The sequence below is a fragment of the Halorubrum sp. AD140 genome (assembly GCF_034497445.1).
Lineage (GTDB): Archaea > Halobacteriota > Halobacteria > Halobacteriales > Haloferacaceae > Halorubrum.
The window spans coordinates 1-1,019 of sequence record NZ_JAXRUU010000349.1 but is presented as its reverse complement, the minus strand read 5'-3'; the positions used below and the strand labels follow the sequence as shown (position 1 = coordinate 1,019).

1 protein-coding gene is annotated in these 1,019 nt (G+C 62.4%); it reads right to left on the bottom strand.

The genetic code is table 11. From position 1 onward, the window contains the following. Nucleotides 1–372: 372 nt before the first annotated feature. Nucleotides 373–1,019, bottom strand: a 647-nt coding sequence (locus U4E84_RS18770) for a substrate-binding domain-containing protein (RefSeq protein WP_322533559.1), incomplete at its 5' end; no start/stop codon positions are given.

Below are 1,019 nucleotides of genomic sequence, written 5' to 3'. Positions count from 1 at the left end.
CCGAGAGGTCGGGGTCCGCGAGTGGCATACCACCCGTTCGACCGACCGAGGGATAATTCTCGGTGATCGAGCGCGGGATCGACGAGGCGGTATTTATTTACCGACGAGCGGCGGCGACGATCACTTGTAAATAACAACTGCGGCGAGAGCAGGCGCGAGGGAGTCGGCCGGTCGGAGCGAAGCGGAGGCCGGCCGACGAGGCTAGGGAGGCGTGAGGTGCTGTGCGGGGGTGGGACTCGAAGGGGCAGTCGCGAGGACGGCGCAGACGACGTAACTGATAGTTTGGTGGGCTTGTGCTGAATACACCGCGCAAATCACCCACGACGATTCCGTCACATGCGTAAGATGTTCGGATCACGGGTCGTCCGTCGTTCACCAATCCACAGGCGGTTCGGCGGGGAACAAGTCTCTGCCAACGAGTTCTCGTTGGCCGAAGGAGGAGGACAACAGTTCCAAGAACGCTCGTTCACGGGGCGCAGGCTCGCCGTGCGTGTACAGATAGACGTCGTCCGTCAGTGGGTACCCCTCCTCGTACACGCTCACACTGTCACCGTCGATAGTCACGTCCAGAAGTGGGACCTCGTGCTCGCGGGCAAGGCTGACGTCGGACGCGTGGAGGACTCCAAGCGCGTTGTCTCGTTTCGCCGCAGCCGACACCAGTTGGGTTGCTCGGCCGGCTCGGTAGTCGAGCGCTGATGGGGTCGTGTCGCCGGCGAGGAAAAAGTCCTCGTAAGATGTGTTGGTGTCGCTGGTGACCGCGGGTCCGAGAAAGAGGAACGGTTCCACGTCGGGACCTCCCAAAGTTCGCCAACTGGTAATGTCGCCGGAGTACAACCGACGAATCTCCCCGGGAGTCACTGAATTGAGGTCCGCCTCCGCGAGAGCGGGCGAGATAATGAACACCCAACCGTCTCGGGCCACGAGATGACGAACGACGTCGGCAGCCCGATCACCGAAAATCTCCGCCGGTATCGGGTCGGCCCGAGTTGACCCGAGTCCCGCCACGTCGACGGTTCCCT